Origin of the sequence: Pseudovibrio sp. Ad26 (genome assembly GCF_001623285.1) — a bacterium.
GTDB lineage: Bacteria > Pseudomonadota > Alphaproteobacteria > Rhizobiales > Stappiaceae > Pseudovibrio > Pseudovibrio ascidiaceicola.
Genome location: NZ_LMCE01000025.1, coordinates 30,982 through 49,087, shown reverse-complemented (window position 1 = coordinate 49,087; position 18,106 = coordinate 30,982). Strand labels below are relative to the sequence as shown.

Here is an 18,106-nt window from a genome sequence, read left to right as displayed (position 1 = left end):
CGATACCAGCTAAGTACTGTTCTCTAAGACTTCGCCTTTCGGAATACTGCGGGGGTGGCGCCGGTCCAGCGTTTGAAGGCGACGGAGAAGGCGGCTTGGTCGGCGAAGTCGAGTAGGAATGCGACTTGCGCGATGCTGTCAGTTCCCACCAACAAGCGCTTTGCCAGATCACAGCGGGCAGACTCTACCAGAGACTTGAAATTGGTGCCTTCCTCGGAGAGTTTGCGCGTCAGGGTCCGGCGGGTCATGCAGAGTTCTTTGGCAACTTCATCGCCGCTCGGCAGGCTACCGGGCAAACGGGAACGCACCAGTTTGATGACTTTGGCAGACAAACCAGTTCGGTTCTTTGGCAACTGGCTCAGTCGCTCCTCTCCATGCTTTACAAGGTGCTCGCGCAAAGCTGTGTCGGAAGTAGCGATCTGAAACTCGAACCCACCAGTGGGCAACCTCACACCGTTGATCGATTGAACGCCTGTAACCGCGCAGTCTGCCAGCTCAGAAAGACGCGCGCAGTGCTCTGTGTCCTCACATTCCAACATGACGGACATTTTTCCAAAGCCATCGCCCGCAATTTGCTCTGTGCGCTTGAGCAAGCCAAATACCAGAAACTCACGATGTCTTGGAAACTGATGCGCGCTCAAAATAGTGCTGCTCAGGCAAATCGTGGGCTCAGTCTCGCTTCCATCCAGCTCAAACTGTAGATCGGGGTCTTCCAGAGCGTAGAACCGCTGCACGAAGCGAAAGACCTGCCCAATATTGTCGCTGGCCTGCGCCAGATAAGCCAGAAGTGTTTTTGCGCCGGGGGAAGCCAGTCCCGCGCGAGCTGCAAAGGTTGGGTCTTCCAAAGCCTCGCAGGCTGTTTCCAGCGCGGCGGCTTCGCGTTGCAGATCTATTCTGGCTGTTGCGTCGCTCAGCTCCTCAACTGAAACACCGACAGCCTCCAGGATCTTGTCAAAGCCGAGAGCCGCGTTTGGCTCCCGTCCATATACTTGCGCTGCATGGCGCAATCGGTAGGCGCTTATGCGTGTCATGCTGACTCCACCATTCTTAAAGAAGCCAGTTTTCTGCTTATCTGCAGATTTAGCCTCTCAAATGTCCAGAAATCAAAAACCGATGACCAGAACTCTAAAGAACGTCCTTTGCTCATCCGTTAATTTACGGACATCAACAAACGGTGCTGCCTAGGACGGTAGCTTTCTAATCAAAGCAAAGGACATTCACCGTGAAGTCGATCATCCTTTCAAGCGTCATGGTAATGGGCGCATTCACCACGCAAGCCTCAGCGGCAGGTGGTGAACCAAGCTGGTGGGTTCCACCAGGACAATCTGACAGCTACTCCATTGTTAGTCTTGTTGTTTTCTTTCTGGCCTTTCTTTTGGTTGTGCATCTTTATTCCCGTTTTGACCGCTATGCGGAACACAAAGCAAAGGGAACACCGCTTCGCACAACAGTGCCCGTGATGCTCACAGTGGCTCTTGCTTACGAGGTTATGCCCGCGCTGTCTCATTTCAGTGTGTTGCTTCCAGCGGCTCTTATCCTCACAGCCATCGCTCGCGATTTTATGCTGTGGTGGACTCCTAAAATGCAGGAGGCAGGCAAATGATTGAGCTTCTTGTAACCTCTTTTCCCTTCGTGTTGCGGGTATGGTACCTGCGCTGGAAGGGCATGCCGATCACCCTTTACAACGTGCACTACGCCTTGGTTTTGTGGATATTTATGGCTCTCGCCGTCTTCTTTGCGGTGTTCTATTACTACCCGAAGTCGTTCACCGGCATCGTGCCTTTCAAAACGGTTCCTGTCGTTGCCGAAAATGGCGGAACAGTCACCGAGGTCTTCGTAGAAGGTGGAGACCACGTCAAAGTGGGTGATCCATTGTTCACCACTGAAAGTGCGATGGAAAAAGCCAAGGTTGAGCATGCCAGCCGCAAGATTGATGAAATCAAGAGCTCCATTAAAACAGCGCATCTTGAAGTGGAAACAGCTGATGCAGCCCTGGATGCCGCCAAAACTGGCTTGAAACAGGCTGAAATGACACTGGCGGACCACGAAGAGCTTAAATTGAAGAACTCCGCCGCATTTCAGCGTGGCAGACATGAGCGTGCAATCTCTCAAAGAGACACAAGCGTTGCTGATGTGAAAGCGGCAAAAGCGAAACTGGAAGCAGCTAAAGTTCAGGCTCATTCTACGCTTCCTTCCCAGTTGGCCAGTGCGAAAGCCACGTTGGAGCAGGCAGAAATTGAGCTGAAGAAAACAAAAGTTTACAGCCTGGTTGATGGTGTGGTTGAGCAAGTGACCTTGCATGTTGGAGCACGAGCTGCTCAGGCGGCAATGGCCCCCGCAATGGTCATCATCCCGGACCGGACAAAGCGCGAAGGTTCCCGAGTGGTTGCTGGTTTCTCTCAGGTTTCTCGCACCGAACTTTACGAAGGCATGGCTGCTGAGATCGCTTGTGAAAGCAACTTCAACATCGCGATGTACCACACAGTTCTTCCAGCACGGATCACTCGCATTCAGGAATCTATTTCTTCAGGTCAGATGGCGCCAACAGGTCGGCTGATGGAACCAGGAGAACGTGCGAAACGCGGTCAGGTCGTGGCTCACCTCGATCTGGTCTACCCGGAACACCAGAAGTTTCTCGTTCCTGGCAGTGGATGTGTTGTTCAGACTTACACAACAGACCTGAAAGATGACATGGCAGGCGGTGTAACAGCCCACGTGATCTCAGCCCTCGGCGTCATCAAAGCAGTCGGTCTTCGAGTGAAAGCATGGCTCGGCCTTGCGATCGGAATTGGCCTTGCAGGATCCACTCACTAAGAGCGCAGTTTCAAAAAGTTTCTCCTGATGTCGGAAAGCAAACCGATCAAGAACTTAAAGATCCGGACTGGTTCCGCTCGGGAGTACCATCGAAGAGAGCAGCCCCAACTGGCAATCTGAGCAATCCGTTCTCTTCAAAGCAACCCAGTGGTCAGAGCAGTAAGGACTAACGGCGAGAACCCTGAAAGCCGAAGCAAAGCCTTACGACCACCAATAAAAAGAAGAAGAAAAATGTCTATTAAAGCCCTGACAATCGCAGCAGTTGCCCTCTCCGTTGGTTACACAGTCGACTATAACCCAAGACCTTCACAGCTTGGCACCAAGTCCATCTCACCAATCTCCTTCAAGATAGGTGAGGCAAATGCCCAGACAGCAGAACGCAACGCAGCCCGCCGGACCGCACGCCGCACATCCCGCCGCGTCAACCGTCGCCAAGACATCGCAGGCTGCACACCTTACAACGCTTACTACAACTGCGGTGGCGTCTATTACCAAGCCGTCGTTGAAAACGGCGCAACAGTTTATGTGGTTGTAAATCCATAAGGGAGATTACCGTCCCTCCCAGATGTCCCACCGTCCTGGCATCATGGATGGACAACCACAAAAGGCCTCTCCTCCGAGAGGCCTTTTTTCTGTTTGCGGTTAGTGTGTGAGAGTGCAGGATTTCAGATTAAAGCAGCCCCTTGTCCCAATAGGGCTTATCGCCGCCGATTTCGGTGGAGATGAAATCGATGAAGCTACGGGTTTTGGTGGGGAGGTATTGGCGGTTGGGGTAGACGGCGTACATGTATTGAGTTGGTAAGGTGTATTCTGGCAAGACTTGGCGTAACTCTCCTGATCTTAAGTAGTCACCTGCAGCGAAGGTGGTCAGTCGACCGATCCCGCAACCTCCTAAAACTGCGATTGTGAGAGCATCGCCATTGTTGACCTGGAAATTACCGGAAGCTGCAATTTTGACTTGTCCGTCAGGGCCTTCTAGGGTCCATTCTTGCTGATCACTAAAATATGCGTAATGCAGGCAGTTATGGTAGAGCAGGTCTTCCGGGATCACTGGGACTCCGAACTCTTCCAAGTAACTTGCAGAGGCTGCCAGCATGTTGCGGCACGGCGCTATCTTTCGAGCGATTAAAGACGAGTCCTGAAGGCGCCCTCCTCTGATTGCCAGATCAAATCCACCATCGACTAGATCCACCCGGCGATCATCCATGATCATGTCGATGCTGATTTCTGGATTATTTTTGAGGAACTTAGGGATCAGGGGAGCTATATGTAGCCGGCCAAATGTCATTGGGACATTTATCTTTAACCGCCCCTTCGGCTTGCCCTGTAGCTGCGCAACGGCACTTTCTGCTTCCTGTGCTGCTGCCAAAGCATCTACTGCGCGAGCGTAGTAAAGTTCTCCTGCTTCAGTGAGGCTAATGTTGCGGGTGGAGCGGTGGAGAAGGCGAGCTCCAAGATGCTCCTCCAACAAAGATATACGCTTGCTGATAGCTGACTTAGAGACACCGAGTTGCCGAGCAGCAGCGGCAAATCCCTTTTGCTCAACCACCGCAACAAAAACGGGTAGTGCACCTATATGTTCCATTAGTCTGCTCTATTCGTTCTCTTTTTCTCACCAACAAGTTTCCATATTAGGTGATTATCGTAAAATGGGAAACTGACTAAGTTCTCTTCAGAAGAAGAGGACAGTCCAATGGCTATGATGCTGATCAATGGGCAACTGCATGAAAAACCCAAAAGCAGTGACGGAACCTATCGCCCTATCAGCAGCGATATTCGTAACTGGATAGAGCCGGATGCAGCTGCTGAGTTTCATGTAGAAGAAAACCGCTATCACCTTTACACATCACATGCTTGTCCGTGGTGCCATCGCGTGATGGTTATGCGGTCACTGATGGGCTTGCAAAGGATCATTTCTGTCAGCGAGATGCATCCAATCATGGAAGATAAGGGATGGCGGATCGACCAAACCTTATTTGACGATACTGCAAGTGTCCCGAGAGACACATTTATCTATGAAGTCTATTTACGGGCCTTCCCCCAATATACTGGCGCGCTTACCGTTCCGCTCTTGATCGATAAGAAGACAAACAAGATCGTCAGCAATAACTCAGCAGACATCATGCGGATGCTGAACACGTCTTTTGCTGGTTTGGCCTCCTCAAGCACCAATTATTATCCAGCAGCACTGCGGAGTGAGATTGATGAGCTTGCTGACTTCATTCAGGAAAACGTGAGTTCTGGTGTCTATCGCGCTGGCTTTGCAACGTCTCAGAGTGCCTATGATGCTGCTGTTTCCAAGTTGTTTGAAGCTTTCGATCTCTTGGAGGTGCGGCTGAGTGTTCGACGGTATTTGGCGGGTGCTCAAATCACTGAAGTTGATTGGAAGTTTTTTGCCACTCTCATTCGGTTCGATGCTGTTTACGTAACGCATTTCAAGACTGATCTCTGGCGTATCGCAGATTATCCCAATCTCAGCTCTTATCTCCGTGAGCTCTACCAGCATCCTGGCATCGCTGAGACAGTGAACTTCCAACGCATGCGGGAGCATTACTTCCGCAGCCACCGTCATCTCAACCCCGCAGGTATCGTTTCAATTGGACCGCAGTCGGACCTGCTGAAACCACATGGGCGCGACCAGATCAGGATCTTCCAGAAAGGAGCTGCGTAATGGATCGGCAGGTAACTTATCCAGAAATTGAAAAACACAAGAATCCAACAGGTTACATCACCCTGATCGGGGCAATTGTTGGCGTTAATTACGCTCTTGCCAAGTTTGTGACGAAAGCTGGGATCACGGCGTTGAGCGCAACATTTGCGCAGTTACTATTGGCAGGTTTGTTCCTCTACCTCTTGCTTCACCTGAAGCATGAGAGCCTCTCGCTGAAACGCCGCCATATCAAGTATTACATCATCAATGGCTTTCTTGGGATCACTGTCCCCTCGCTTGTTGCTTACCTGGTCCTACAGCATATTCCGGCTTGGCTTTTGACTGTTCTGGTAACTTTATCGCCTTTGATTACGGCAGGATTCTCATCAATCATTGACCGAAAGCTGATTGCGCTACAGCGACTTATCGGGATTTTGATTGGGCTTGCCGGGATTAGTTTTGTAACGCTCAGCAGTGCTCAAGTCAGTCAGTTTGACCCTATCTGGATTTTGATTGGGGCAGGCATGCCTTTCTCTCTGGCTATTGCAAACATCTACCGCAACAAAGCCTATCCTAAAGACGCCTCCTCAGTGGGTACAGCAACTGGAACCATGTTCTCGCAAGTGCTGCTGCTGCTGCCACTCCTTCTTCTCAGTGATAGCCCGTCAGCACTTGTTGAACCGATGATGGACATCTGGTGGATGATTCTGGGCGTTGGTTTTCTTAGTGCAGCTAGTTATGCGCTGACGTTCTTTATTCAAGACAGAACGGACAGTGTTGGCTTCAGTCAAGTCGGATACTTCGCCACAGTTTCCGGCATTTTGGTTGCTGCGCTGGTGTTTTCAGAACCCATCAGCATGGCCATCTTCGCTGCCATTGCCGTTCTCTTCGTTGGGCTGGCACTGACGAACGGACACATTCAACTCACAAAATCTCAAGCTTCCTGAACACTGAGCTTTCAGATGCAGAAATCCTCCCCCCAACCTAAAAGAACGATAGGAAAGAAAATGTCATCACTCACTAAGGCACACGTAGATGCACGCGACTTTGCCAATAAGCTCTATCAAGCTGTCGACTCTTTGAACGCTGATGCTGTCGGATCCTTCCTTGCACAAGACGTAAGGTTCCAGCTTGGAAATTTTGATGAGATTTCAGGTTACAAGCAGGTTGTCGATGCAAATGCGGCCTTTTTCCAATCCATCGCAGCGATGTCCCACACACTCAAAGACGCCTGGAGTGTTGGTGATACGGTCATTTGCACGGGCGCAGTGCATTACACGCGCAATGACGAAAGCACACTACAAATCCCCTTCTCAGCTGTTCTGAAGCTCAAAGATACTCTGATTTATGACTATCAAGTCTATGTCGACATTTCTCCGCTTTAGGAAAAATACCTGAGCTGGACAGAGAGACTCATTTAAAAGCACGGCGTAAAACTTTTGGTTTTGCGCCGTGCATTCTATTGTAAAACACCATGTTTTCTACTGGACTTTACTTAGCTCCCCAAGCTGAGAGCATTCGCCAAGAACCGGCATCAGAAAATTTTTAGCCCTAAGATACTGAATATTAGTCACTAATTCACCCACCTCTTAGATTGTCAGACAATATTGATTTTTCTCAAGACTTGATATGCATTTTATGCAATAGTCGATTGTAGGACAATCGACGGAGTACATTATGATCAAGGCACTTCGCCTTAATGCTGCAGACAATGTTGCAACCTTGCTGGAAGATGCCGGCAAGGGTGAAACAGTTCTGGTGATCTCCGAACAGAACGAAACTTTGGGAGAGCTGGAACTTTTGCAAGCTATTCCCTTCGGCAACAAAGTCGCGCTGCGCCCCATGAAACCAGAGGACCACCTGATTAAAGGTGGCGTCGCAGTCGGCAAAGCAATCAAACCTGTTCCTCAGGGTCAGCTTGCTCACGTTCAAAATATTCGAAGCTTAAATCTGGATATCCCTGAGGTAATGATCAACGAAATCATCACCCAAATGGAAATTGAGGTGGACTGATGCAGACGTTCAGAGGCTATCAGCGAGAAGATGGATCTGTCGGCATCCGCAATCTCATCATGGTTATCGCTGCCGATGAGTGCGCGGAAGGCATCGCCCGTGCGATCTCCGAGAAGACGCCCGATACTGTTGTCGTCACCAATTACAATACCTGCATGTATGGTGGCAACGAAGAGATGATTGGCACCATGATCAATGCAGCGACCAACCCGAATATCGCCGGGGCGCTGGTGATCAATATGGGTTGCGGCAGCATTACACCCGACCTCGTGGCTGGGCCGATCCGTGCAACCGGGCGTCCCGTAGAGACCCTCACCTGCATTAAAGAGAGCGGAACAGTTTCGACCATTCGCAAAGGGTTGAAGCGTATTGTTAAGATCGTAGAACATGCAAACGCAACACCCATGGTTGATGCTCCAATTAGCAAGCTTCTCGTGGGCATCAAATGCGGAGGCTCAGACACGAGCTCTGGCATTGCCTCCAACCCAAGTGTTGGTCTTGCTGCAGATAAACTGATTGATATGGGGGCTTCCGCCGTGGCGGGAGAGCTGCTGGAGTTGCTTGGCTGTGAGCATATCCTCAAAGAGCGGGCTGTAACCTTAGAAGTCTCTGAGAAAATCAACCAGCTGATCAGTGATGAAGAAAAGCGCTGGCATGTTGAAGGCACTCAGGTCGAAACCATGAGCGTTGGCAACAGCATCGGCGGTTTGACAACTATTGAAGAGAAGTCGCTCGGAGCTCTTGCAAAGACCGGTACCAAGCCAATTCAGGATATCTTGCGCATCAATGCGACTAAGCTGGAGAAACCAGAGGCTCCAGGCATGTACTTGTCTGAAACGACAATGCTTTGTGGCGGGTCCGCCATGCATTTTGCAGCACTTGGCTGTCAGGTGATCCTTTGGACCACTGGTGGGGCCGGGTTCAATAATCCAATTGTTCCCGTCATCCGCGTCAGTGGCAACAGCCAATTGATCAATGAAGACATTGATATTGATGCAACCGGCGTCATGCGCGGTGAAGACAGCCTTGAGAATGTCTCCGAGCAAATCCTGAAAACACTTGAAGGCGTGATCAATGGCGAGAAAACCGCCATCGAAGACTTTGGCTACGCTTACTGTTCACTCATTCAGAAAGATCAGCGCGTCGAGCGTTTGCTTTCCATCCCCGCAGAATAATTAAAACAACGCGCAGGCCTTCTTGGAGGACCGGCGCATCAGGGAGAATAAAATGAAGATCACTGATGTTGAGGTCATCCATCTTCGCGTCCCGCTGCTCGCACAAAATTGCGAGTGGGGCGAAGATGCACTGATCGTACGCATCCACACCGACACTGGTCTGGTGGGGCTTGGGGAGTCAGACAGCTCGCCAACCGTGATTGCAGCTCTCATTGAAGCACCGCAATCCAACTTGTATTGCACCGGACTCAAGTCTCTGCTGATCGGCGAGAACCCGCTTGAAATCAGCCGCTTATGGAACAAGATGTATTGGTCCAGCAACTATGTTGGTCGTCGCGGTGCTGGCATTCATGCCATGAGCGCTATCGATATTGCACTGTGGGACATCTCCGCCAAGCACTATGGTGTGCCACTGCATATTCTGCTGGGAGCGAAGTACCGTGACCGGATTCCGGCTTACGGCACTTTCATCCCGGCAGATAACCTAGAAGACAACCGCAAGATCGCACAGGATCTGGTCGCGAAAGGCTTCACTAGTCTGAAATTCGGCGGCGGCATTCTGGGTGATGATCCAGACACTGATTATGAGATTGTACGCGTCGTACGTGAAGCAATCGGTCCAGACATCGAGCTACAGATCGATCTTGCCACCAAGTGGCGCACTGCATCTCATGCTTTGCATATGTGTAAGCGTCTGGAACCTTTCAATCTGCATTGGATTGAAGAGCCAGTCATGGCTGACGATGAACGTGGCTATGTGAAACTTGGAGCTCAGGCTTCTCAAAAGATCGCGGGCGGTGAGGCTCTGACCACATGCCGTGAGTTCCACGACATGCTGGAGCGTTGTGAGCCAGACATCATTCAACCAGACATTACGCGTTGTGGTGGCATCACCGAGATGCGCAAGATTTATGACATGGCGCAGATGCGCGGTGTCCAACTCATTCCTCACGGGTTCAGCACAGACATTCTGCTCGCTGCATCTGTGCATTTCCTTGCCTCCTGCGAGCAAGGAAACCTGATGGAATACTCCCAGAGCAATAGTCCGCTTGTTGCGGGTAACGGGCTGGCTAAAGAGCCAGTGGTCTTCGCTGAGGGGCAGCTTGTTGTTCCTGATCGCCCAGGCCTTGGGATCGAGCTGAACGAAGACCTAATCAAAAAATATCAAGTGAATGCACAACCTGCTTACGCTTGAAGATGGAGGAAAAACAAATGTCTAACACTGGGAAAAGATTAGACACCTTACTGCTTTCAATAAGTCTAGGGTTTGTCATCGCCATTGTTGCTGGCCTGACAATCTTCCCTGAAAAGGGCAACGAGATAGCCAACTACCTGTTCGCTTCATTCAATGCGATCTTCGGCACGCCAGTGCTGCTGCTTGTGTTTGGGTCTGTTATCTTTCTGGCTGCGCTTGGTATCAGTAAATACGGTAATATCCGTCTGGGAGAAGGTAGCCCTGAGTACAGCACGTTCGCATGGGTTTCCATGATGATCTGTGCAGGTCTGGGTTCTGCAACAGTATACTGGGCCTTTACTGAGTGGGCATACTACTTCAACGCCCCCCCTCTGGGAGTTCAGACTGGCACGACTGCTGCGTATGAGCTGGGCACTGCTTACAACCTGTTCCACTGGGGCTTCAGCGCCTGGGCAGCTTACTGCATTGTCTCTCTGCCAGTTGCGTACCACTTCCACGTTCGTAAGAACCCTGGTCTTAGCCTTTCAGCTGTGTGTACTGCTATCCGTGGTGATAAGCCGATCACTCCGCTTTGGCGCTTGATCAGCCGTGTGATTGACGTGATCTTCATCTTCACCATCTTCGGTGCACTTTCCATCACACTTGGTGTGTCTGTGCCGATGGTTTCTGAGATCTTGTCTTCTCTGATTGGTATCGAGCCTACCTTCAATGTGAATCTGGTTCTGATCCTGATTATCTCCGCATTCTTCTCTCTGAGTTCATATGTGGGCATTCAAAAGGGTATGGCACGTATCAGCTCCATGAACACATATCTGGCAATCGGCTTCTGTATTGCTGTGTTCCTGGTTGGCCCAACAATGTTCATTGCGAAGTCTACGGTGAATGGTCTTGGTATCATGATCCAGGATTTCATCCGCATGAGCCTTTACACTGATCCGGTTGACAATGGCGGCTTCCCAGAAGGTTGGACAATCTTTTACTGGCTCTACTGGATCACCTACACTCCATTCGTATCCATCTTCGTGACCAAAATCTCCAAGGGTCGTAGTATCCGCGGCGTCATCACGAACATGCTGCTGAGCGGTAGTGCAGGTTGCTTCTTCTTCTTCGGTATCCTTGGTGGTCTGTCTCAGTCAGCAAACGTAACCGGTCTTGTTGATGTTGCTGGTCTTGTAGCTTCCGGCGAAGGAAATCAGGCGATTGTTCAGGTCATGAACACCCTGCCACTCAGCGCGATCTTCATCGTTCTGTTTGCGCTGGTCTCCGTTCTCTTCCTGGCAACCACTCTGGACTCTGCAGCCTTCACCATGGCAGCGGCTTCTACAAAGGGTCTGAAAGAGAACGAAGAGCCATCTCCAATGCTGCGCCTGTTCTGGTGTGTGATGCTGGCTGCAGTTCCACTTGCGATGATGTTCATTGACGCCCCACTGAACACCATCAAAACATGTGCCATCGTAACCTCTATCCCACTGATGTTTATCATCAGCTACATGGTTTACGGATTCATCAAGTGGATGCGTGAGGACTTCGCTTTAACAAGTGGCGAAGATATTCTCCGGCAGTCCCGCGAAGCAGCTGGTGCTGTTCCTGCGGAATAAGCTTCCTCCTCAGGCAAAGCAAAAGGGCGACCTTCGGGCCGCCCTTTTTTCTGACTATCTCAAATCTTCACGCACTGTCAGTCATCAGTCGCCAGTTTGACATGTTCATGTTTCAGCTTATGACCCATTTCAGTGAAGGTACTGATATTCTCAATAGCGAGCTTGCGGGCTTTTTCCGCCTCACCAGAACAAATGGCTTCCACTAAACCGACATGGGTGTTCGCACTGTCTTCAATATCAAAGTCAAAGTGCGTGATACGAATATAGATTGAAAGCTGATTGATCACGCTCTTGTACATGTGCGCCAAGCGTGCGCTCTCACTCAATTCAATAATCAACTTGTGGAGCTCAAAGTCATAGAACGTGACTTCTGTAAGGGATACACTGTCTTGCTGACAGATCTCCTTAAAGACTTCCAGTTCCTTGCGCAGCCGAACGGCCTTTTCCGGCGTGATGGTTTCAGCTGCCATTTGAGCAGCCTGACTCTCCAACGCCACACGGAGGTGGTAGATTTCCCAGATATCATGGTCCGTCAGTGTCGTCACACTCCAACCCGCGTAAGGCTTCTGTGAGACAAGACCTTCGCTCGAGAGTGTGTTCAACGCCATGCGCACAGTTGTGCGTGAAAGCTCCAGACCTTTCGCAAGCGTACTTTCCGTAAGCTTGTCACCTGAGACATAATGACCCGCCAAAATCTGCTGCCTCAGAAAATCTGCGGCCTGCTCCTCAAGGCTTTGTTTTGAAATCTTCATTGGAACTCAATTGCGTCCGTCGTGTTCACTCTCTTAGTTGAGCTGTATCACCATTAGCTTGCTGAATAAATGACGAGTTTCTTGCGCCAGATATTTGCTCTGTGATTATTGTAGGATCAGTTGGATTTAGATATATTTTGCGCGTGCACTGGCAAAAAGACGATGTTGGGTTTGTTTTCAGCACCGACAAAGTTTTTAATGACTCTAAACTAGGAATGGTTTATTGTTGAGTTAGAGATGCATATTTTTATTGACGACAGACACCGGAAGACGCATAGCTAATATTATGAGACTCACTCAACAAACCAACTATGCTGTACGTGCCCTGATGTATTGTGCGGCAAATCCTGGCAAGCCAAGCAAAGTTGCTGAGATCGCGGCTTCGTTTTCCATGTCGGAAACTCACCTTTTCAAAATCATGAAGGTGCTCGTTGACGCTGATCTGATGAAAACCATCCGAGGGCGTAACGGTGGTATCGTGTTGCCGCGTCCAGCTGAGCAAATCAGCGTAGGTCAGGTAGTACGTGCGACTGAAGAGTCATTCCTTCTTGCAGAGTGCTTTGACAGTGGCCGTCAGGATTGCCCACTCGTCAACCACTGTGGTTTCAACTCTGTTCTGCATGAAGCGCTGGAAGCATTCCTCGGTGTGCTCGACAAGTGCACGATTGCGGATCTTGCTGACAACCGTGCGAGCATTCGCCACCTGTTGCAGATTGAAGACCCACTTCTGCCAAAGAATATGGCTGCTGCTGAGTAAGCGCGCCATCAGCGACAAGATGATCAGGCAGCGAACATTCGCTGCCTTTTTTGTTACTTTGTCTGGAAGATAATTGAGGTTGCTCTACGCACTGAATTGCCTCTGATTGATGGTGGCAAAGGCGGAAACGGAGCAGCTGCTTTGACCGCTTTCACTGCAGCCTTATCGAAGTTTTTATTCCCGCTTGAGCGCACCATCTGAACTTGTGAGATAGCCCCGCTCCTGAGCACAACATAACCCACTCGAACGCTACCAGATTTGTTACGCCTCTTCTCTCGTCTCGGGTACCGTCTATCCGCAGCACGCTGGATTTTCTTTTGCACCTTGCCCCAGTAATTGCTTGTCACAGTATTGCCAGCGCTGTCGCCGGAGCCCGCAATGTTATTGCCATTCTTTGAGGTATTGGAGCCTTTTCGTGCGACCTTGGAGCCACGAGCAGAATTAACATCCGAGTTACCTGCTTTCGTGGCAGGCTCTTTTTTGGCTTTTGCAGGAGCCTTCTTTGCGGACTTCTTAGGCTTCGTTTTCTGCGGCTGCTTTGGACGTGGCGGCGCAGCTCGCGGGACAGGAACAGTTACTGCAGCAACTTCAGTCTCAACGAGCTTTGCCTCAAGCTCTTTCTTTTCATCAACGGGTTCAACAGACTTCTTTTCTACCGGCTTCAGTTCTTCCGGTGTTTCCTGCTCCACCACTTCCAGTTTTTCTGGTTGAGATGGTTTGGCTTCCTCCGGTTTGACTGGGTCTTGTTGCTCTTTCAGCTTTACAGGATCAACGTCTTTGGTTGGCTCTAATGGTTCTTTCTGCTCAACAGGAAGAACTTTTGCAACTTCGACAGGCTTAACCTCCTGCACTTCCGCAGGTTTGATTTGTTCAGGCTGAAGCTGAAATTTAAGCGGTTCAATCTCTTCCTTTGGCTTGATTGGCTCAATCTCAGCCTTAATAGTAACACCTTCAGCAACAGGTACTGGCAGCGGCTTCACAGCCTGCGTTACGATCGGTTTGATTGGTGTAATCTCTGCTTTTGCCAGCTCAATGGGCTCAACGGCCTCAATCTCTTTGACTTGTTCAACCGGCTGTTCAGCTTCTATCTCACGAGGCTCGATTTCATCTGCTTGTTCTGGCTCAATCGGTTCGACAACTTCCTTGGAACCTGCAATGAGGTCCTCAATTGATCCGACGACAGAAAGTGACGTTGATCGGGTTGAGGCAACCTGAACTTCAGGAGCTCTTGTATAGAACCAAGCAAATCCACCTGCGTGAACACTGACTGACACGAGTAAGGCGGTCGTGAGGACTGAGCCACCGATTTTCCTACGAATTCCCTTCTTCATTGAGCAGCCCTTACGGTGACCAATGTGATATCGGAGAATCCTTGCTTTTTCAGCCCCGCAAGGGTTCTGGCAAGTGTCTGACCAGAAAGTGCCTTGTCAGCAACAACCATCAAAGGATCTTTGTTGCCCTCCAGCGGCATCAGGTCCTCAACAAGAACTGGCTGTTCATTTTGGGTTATCGTTCCATCAGGCGCGATGATCAGCGCTCCGGCAATAAGCTCACGACTAGATTGCTCCTGCGTTTCTGCAGGGCTCACGTTTTTTGCATCGTCTCTATCAATTGAACCTGCAAAGAGGAAGAAGATGAGCATCAGAAACACGATATTGATCAATGGGATCGTGTTCTCAAATTTCCTCTTTTGTGGTTTTGTCTTCAGACGCATTCTTTAAACTTCTTATTTCGCAATATTCTGAATTCAATTGCCAACGATCGTCGCTGACCAGCCTGCTGTTTTAAGCATCTCAAGCGCACTCACGACATCTTGCACCGTGGAATCCTTGGCAGGAATGATCGCCACAGGTCGTATTTTTTCGATGCCTGCGTCGCTGAGCGTCGCGATCAAAGCCTCAACCTTTACCCGATCACCGTTCACCGACAGCTGTCCTTCTGCGAAAACTTGCAGAAGGATTGGGGACTGCTCCATTTGTCCTGCGCCTTCTGCTCCCGATGTCACATCTAACTTTTGATAGATCGAGAACGTTGAGGCGAGCATGAAGAACATCAGCAAAAGGAAGATCACATCAATCAGAGATGTGAGGCCAGGTGCACGGCTTCGTTTTGGAGCCTCACTAAGGCGCATCGTGGACTACCTCAAAGCGCGGCTGTATTCCAACTTGTTCCGCTTCTTCAGTTTGAGTAGCGATGGAGGTGACTGCCCCGGTGAAGAGTTCAGTTACGATCTTTTCCATTGCTCCCTGGTCACGTTCGATGCGGCCTTCGAACAATGACAACATCACGGAAGCTGGGATTGCAACGGCCAGACCAACGGCAGTTGTCAGCAGCGCAACCCAGATGCCACCTGCCAGTGTAGATGGATCGACCTGCGAACCAGCGTCCGCCATAGCCTGAAACGCCCCAATCATCCCAAGCACTGTTCCGAACAGGCCGAGTAGAGGAGCGATCTGGGCAATCATATCCAACGCCCGCAGATAACTGCGAAGATCCGCAAGATGCGTGAAGCAAATGCGCTCGACATCTTCCCGGACTCTTTTCTCTGGCACCTGGGGTTTCATGAGACCGCGCATGGCATGTGCCAGAACGTCGGAGACCGGAGAGCGATCTGTTACCACGATCCTGTAGGCCTGATCACGCTTGCCGACACGCCAGAAGGCCACGGCCTGCTCAGCTTTGCGATGACGACCAACGCCTGCAATCCAGAACTGCCAGAGTTTTGCGATGACAATTGTTAGAGCAAGTACGCTGACAACCAGCAGCAATCCAACGACCACGCCACCTTTCGCAAGCAGATCCATAACAGGTGTCATTGCTGCGGTCAGGCCCAGGTTTTCAATCATGGCATTCATTCTGGAAATCTCGTTGTTTTTCTAATTCGGTTCTGCAGCGGTTCAGAGTGTTAGTTCTATCGCAGCGCGAGAGGATACATTCAATGAGTCTAAGCAGCTAGCCGGAGATACATTTTCAGCTCCTTCACACTGGCTGACATCATTGATAAGTAATGACGAGATGTCTGCACAACTACTGGATGGGAGGTCATACTGCTGAACTCGCGTCTTTCCGGAAGGAAGACGACCTGTCTTCATACTCAGGAAATCAGAGATTCCACCTGTACTATCAAAGACTACCAAGTCCAATGCCAGTTGATTGATCTCATCTTTAAGGTGATTGCGAACAAGAAGGCTTACACGACATCCGTTCTGAGTGGTCTCAGCTTTATTCAACTGGAGAGCGATCACTGGTTCTCTTGTCGTGTTTGCTGCTCCAGCTGCAGTTATTTGCGTTATCCACAAGACAGCAAGAACAAATGAAAACAGCTTAACCAACTTATTCATAGGACCCCAACCCAAAAATTAAAACTTAGTTGCAAATGCAAATCAGTCGCATATATCAAGGATATCGTGGGCTGGCTGGCTGTTGAGGGAGAGAGTAACAGCTGGCTTGCGCATCGATACAAATCCTACTCCAGGACGGTTTGCGGGAGGACGCGATCTCCAGCAATTATTGAGTAGGCATTGCACTTGTAATAAAACATGAATATGAAAGTCAAGAAATAAACGCGATAGAGTCCCCCTAGCTCTTGAGGGTATCGCGACCATCCACGCTAGCCAAAATTGGGGAAAGGCTGAGGCGAATGACTGATATGGAAAAAGCTCAGGAAAGCTCACAAAGTCAGCCACATGAGCGCACTGTTGATAGCAAGGCACTCTTTGGCGATGAGCGCGAGATCACAATCTCCCATCGCGAAGATAACTACCGATTGTCGATCACAAAACTTGGCAAGTTGATTCTTACTAAGTGACGAACTTGCCATGAAAAAAGCCGACCTGAGATGAGGCCGGCTTTTTCCTAATTTTGACTGTTCTGAACCTTAGTTCAGAGCCTGCTGAAGCGCGAATGCATCGCCTTCGACCTTAAACAGGCCGTAGGAACCAGGAACGTCGCCAGCATTGTCGAAGTTCAGGTCGCCAGATGCGCCCTTGTAGTCGATGTCTTTACCAGCTGCGATCAGCTCAACTGCTTTCTTCCATTCACCTGGAAGAACAGCTTCGCCCTGTCCGTTGGACACAGCAGCCATCGCCTCAGAAACCTTAGCAGCCTCGCCACCAGCTTTTTCCAGAGCCAGAGCCATCAGGAATGCAGCATCGTAGGAGTTGGATACGAAGATTGCATCCGGGTTACCGCCAACTGCTTTGTAGGCTTCGTTGAAGAGCTCAAGGCTGTTGGACTTCTCACCTACTGGAGAAGAAGCAATGAATGTGGTCAGGTTTTCAGCACCGAGTTCACGGATGATTGCATCTGACTTCATGCCGTCGCCGCCAACGAAGTTGGTGAAGAAGCCGTTTTCCAGCGCCTGGCGCAGGATGGTCAGGCCAGTGCCATCACCGTAATCGAAGATTACAAGCGTATCTGCACCACCACGGGACAGCTCAGCAAGGTTGGAACGGTAAGATGCCTTACCTTCTTCGTGCGCTGAATATCCAGCAATCTCACCGCCATTTGCTTCAAATTCAACTTTGAAAGCATTTGCAAGGCCACTGCCGTAGTCGTTGTTGAGGTAGGCAACAGCAACTTTCTTTGTGCCGAGGTTCAACAGTGTACGGGCAAGTGAACGGCCCTGGAAGTCATCGGAAGGTACTGTACGGAATACCTGACCTTTGTCTTCCAGACCTGTGATTTCAGGAGAAGTCCCTGATGGCGTGATCAGCGTGATGCCAGCTGGAACAGTCACGGAGTTCGCAACAGCCAGAACGGAACCAGAGCAATGTGGGCCGATAAGACCTGCAACCTGTTCAATGTTTACCAGCTTGGTAGCGGAATCCACGCCGTTCTGTGGGTTACACGCACTGTCGCCTACAACAGCTTCGAGCTTCTGGCCGCCCAGAATGCCGCCCTGCTCGTTCACCTGCTGAATAGCCAGCTTTGCAGAGTCCAGCATTGGTGGAGCCATAGCCGCGATTGGGCCGGAAATACCTCCCAGAAGACCGACTTTTACATCAGCCTGAACAGCGTTGGATGCAAGTGCAGTAGCGCTGAACAAGCCTGCTGCCAATGCGATTTTCTTAAGCATCAGTTCACCTCCAAAGAGCCCTGTTTCAAATACTATCCGGATTAACCAGGGCGTTAAAATTGATTTCCACGAGTG

20 protein-coding genes are annotated in these 18,106 nt (G+C 50.3%); 12 read left to right on the top strand and 8 right to left on the bottom strand.

From position 1 onward, the window contains the following. Positions 1 to 23: 23 nt before the first annotated feature. Positions 24 to 1,031 (bottom strand): AraC family transcriptional regulator, encoded by a 1,008-nt coding sequence (locus tag PsAD26_RS05400; protein ID WP_208985527.1) that lies wholly within the window; start codon positions 1,029 to 1,031, stop codon positions 24 to 26. A 191-nt stretch (positions 1,032 to 1,222) separates the two neighbouring features. Here PsAD26_RS05400 and PsAD26_RS05395 point away from each other — a divergent pair, with 191 nt between their 5' ends. From PsAD26_RS05395 to PsAD26_RS05385, 3 genes are all read left to right on the top strand, one after another. Then, on the top strand, positions 1,223 to 1,603 hold the full coding sequence (locus PsAD26_RS05395) for a hypothetical protein (RefSeq protein WP_153041457.1): 381 nt from the start codon (positions 1,223 to 1,225) through the stop codon (positions 1,601 to 1,603). Next, on the top strand, positions 1,600 to 2,814 hold the full coding sequence (locus PsAD26_RS05390; protein WP_063309589.1) for a biotin/lipoyl-binding protein: 1,215 nt from the start codon (positions 1,600 to 1,602) through the stop codon (positions 2,812 to 2,814). The genes PsAD26_RS05395 and PsAD26_RS05390 overlap by 4 nt, the downstream gene beginning before the upstream one ends. 231 nt (positions 2,815 to 3,045) lie before the next feature. After that, positions 3,046 to 3,357, top strand: a complete 312-nt coding sequence (locus PsAD26_RS05385; RefSeq protein ID WP_063309588.1) for a hypothetical protein — start codon at positions 3,046 to 3,048, stop codon at positions 3,355 to 3,357. 127 nt (positions 3,358 to 3,484) lie between these two features. Here PsAD26_RS05385 and PsAD26_RS05380 read toward each other — a convergent pair whose 3' ends face one another. Further along, positions 3,485 to 4,399, bottom strand: coding sequence for a LysR family transcriptional regulator (locus tag PsAD26_RS05380; protein WP_063309587.1), 915 nt, complete (start codon positions 4,397 to 4,399; stop codon positions 3,485 to 3,487). A gap of 108 nt (positions 4,400 to 4,507) precedes the next feature. Between PsAD26_RS05380 and PsAD26_RS05375 the strand changes: the two genes are divergently transcribed. The 7 genes from PsAD26_RS05375 (at position 4,508) to PsAD26_RS05345 (ending at position 11,445) form a co-directional block, all read left to right on the top strand. After that, the gene (locus tag PsAD26_RS05375) at positions 4,508 to 5,485 is read left to right on the top strand and encodes a glutathione S-transferase C-terminal domain-containing protein (protein ID WP_208985526.1); all 978 of its coding nucleotides are present in this window, start codon (positions 4,508 to 4,510) and stop codon (positions 5,483 to 5,485) included. Continuing rightward, complete coding sequence (locus PsAD26_RS05370; RefSeq protein WP_063309586.1) at positions 5,485 to 6,411, top strand: DMT family transporter; 927 nt, start codon at positions 5,485 to 5,487, stop codon at positions 6,409 to 6,411. Before PsAD26_RS05375 ends, PsAD26_RS05370 begins: the two co-directional genes overlap by 1 nt. A 60-nt stretch (positions 6,412 to 6,471) precedes the next feature. Next, positions 6,472 to 6,849 (top strand): nuclear transport factor 2 family protein, encoded by a 378-nt coding sequence (locus PsAD26_RS05365; protein ID WP_063309585.1) that lies wholly within the window; start codon positions 6,472 to 6,474, stop codon positions 6,847 to 6,849. A 292-nt stretch (positions 6,850 to 7,141) separates the two neighbouring features. Beyond that, the gene (locus tag PsAD26_RS05360; protein WP_063309584.1) at positions 7,142 to 7,477 is read left to right on the top strand and encodes an SAF domain-containing protein; all 336 of its coding nucleotides are present in this window, start codon (positions 7,142 to 7,144) and stop codon (positions 7,475 to 7,477) included. Continuing rightward, entirely contained in the window at positions 7,477 to 8,652 is a 1,176-nt protein-coding gene (locus PsAD26_RS05355) for a UxaA family hydrolase (RefSeq protein WP_063309583.1), read from the top strand. Before PsAD26_RS05360 ends, PsAD26_RS05355 begins: the two co-directional genes overlap by 1 nt. Before the next feature lie 52 nt (positions 8,653 to 8,704). Next, positions 8,705 to 9,847, top strand: coding sequence for a mandelate racemase/muconate lactonizing enzyme family protein (locus PsAD26_RS05350; protein ID WP_063309582.1), 1,143 nt, complete (start codon positions 8,705 to 8,707; stop codon positions 9,845 to 9,847). Positions 9,848 to 9,864: 17 nt separating this feature from the next. Beyond that, entirely contained in the window at positions 9,865 to 11,445 is a 1,581-nt protein-coding gene (locus PsAD26_RS05345) for a BCCT family transporter (RefSeq protein ID WP_063309601.1), read from the top strand. A 77-nt stretch (positions 11,446 to 11,522) separates the two neighbouring features. On the opposite strand, the gene PsAD26_RS05340 is transcribed toward PsAD26_RS05345, so the two are convergent. Then, on the bottom strand, positions 11,523 to 12,197 hold the full coding sequence (locus PsAD26_RS05340) for a GntR family transcriptional regulator (RefSeq protein ID WP_063309581.1): 675 nt from the start codon (positions 12,195 to 12,197) through the stop codon (positions 11,523 to 11,525). 286 nt (positions 12,198 to 12,483) lie between these two features. Here PsAD26_RS05340 and rirA point away from each other — a divergent pair, with 286 nt between their 5' ends. Further along, entirely contained in the window at positions 12,484 to 12,954 is a 471-nt protein-coding gene (rirA, locus tag PsAD26_RS05335) for an iron-responsive transcriptional regulator RirA (RefSeq protein WP_082596779.1), read from the top strand. A 53-nt stretch (positions 12,955 to 13,007) separates the two neighbouring features. On the opposite strand, the gene PsAD26_RS05330 is transcribed toward rirA, so the two are convergent. Genes PsAD26_RS05330 through PsAD26_RS05315 form a run of 4 tightly spaced genes read right to left on the bottom strand, consistent with a single transcriptional unit; the run spans position 13,008 to position 15,800 of the window. Further along, positions 13,008 to 14,285, bottom strand: coding sequence for a TonB family protein (locus PsAD26_RS05330; RefSeq protein WP_063309580.1), 1,278 nt, complete (start codon positions 14,283 to 14,285; stop codon positions 13,008 to 13,010). Then, complete coding sequence (locus PsAD26_RS05325) at positions 14,282 to 14,668, bottom strand: biopolymer transporter ExbD (RefSeq protein WP_063309579.1); 387 nt, start codon at positions 14,666 to 14,668, stop codon at positions 14,282 to 14,284. Before PsAD26_RS05325 ends, PsAD26_RS05330 begins: the two co-directional genes overlap by 4 nt. A gap of 33 nt (positions 14,669 to 14,701) precedes the next feature. Beyond that, positions 14,702 to 15,085 carry a biopolymer transporter ExbD gene (locus PsAD26_RS05320; RefSeq protein ID WP_063309578.1) on the bottom strand — a complete coding sequence of 128 codons (384 nt, stop codon included), beginning with the start codon at positions 15,083 to 15,085 and terminating at the stop codon, positions 14,702 to 14,704. Beyond that, positions 15,075 to 15,800 (bottom strand): MotA/TolQ/ExbB proton channel family protein, encoded by a 726-nt coding sequence (locus PsAD26_RS05315; RefSeq protein WP_208985525.1) that lies wholly within the window; start codon positions 15,798 to 15,800, stop codon positions 15,075 to 15,077. The genes PsAD26_RS05320 and PsAD26_RS05315 overlap by 11 nt, the downstream gene beginning before the upstream one ends. Positions 15,801 to 16,594: 794 nt before the next feature. Here PsAD26_RS05315 and PsAD26_RS28735 point away from each other — a divergent pair. Further along, positions 16,595 to 16,762, top strand: a complete 168-nt coding sequence (locus PsAD26_RS28735; RefSeq protein ID WP_082596781.1) for a hemin uptake protein HemP — start codon at positions 16,595 to 16,597, stop codon at positions 16,760 to 16,762. Between the two features lie 69 nt (positions 16,763 to 16,831). Here the strand turns inward: PsAD26_RS28735 and PsAD26_RS05305 are convergent, their stop codons facing one another. Further along, on the bottom strand, positions 16,832 to 18,031 hold the full coding sequence (locus PsAD26_RS05305; RefSeq protein ID WP_063309575.1) for an ABC transporter substrate-binding protein: 1,200 nt from the start codon (positions 18,029 to 18,031) through the stop codon (positions 16,832 to 16,834). Between the last annotated feature and the right edge of the window lie 75 nt (positions 18,032 to 18,106).